1 rRNA gene is annotated in these 384 nt (G+C 59.8%); it reads left to right on the forward strand.

From position 1 onward, the window contains the following. Positions 1-33 precede the first annotated feature (33 nt). A 23S ribosomal RNA gene (locus AC1DMU_RS29755) occupies positions 34-384 on the forward strand; the annotation flags it as partial.

The following is a 384-nucleotide window of genomic DNA, read 5'->3' on the forward strand; positions in this document are numbered from 1 at the left end:
GAGTAGCGAAAGACGGGTGAGAAACCCGTCCGCGAGTAGCGAAAGACGGGTGAGAAACCCGTCCGCCGAATGATCAAGGGTTCCAGGGTCAAGCTAATCTGCCCTGGGTAAGTCGGGACCTAAGGCGAGGCCGAMAGGCGTAGTCGAWGGACAACGGGTTGATATTCCCGTACCGGCGAAACACCGCCCATGCYAARCRGGGGATACTAACCGCCCGAGACCTGCCCGATCGCCCTTGTGGTGTGAGGGTTTTGGTGGAGCGCGGGACCTGATCCTGGGAGGCAAGCGTATTAACAGGTGTGACGCAGGAAGGTAGCCRAGCCGGGCGATGGTTGTCCCGGTCTAAGGATGTAGGGCGAACGGTAGGCAAATCCGCCGTTCATG

The organism is Bacillus sp. 01N45 (assembly GCF_056399205.1).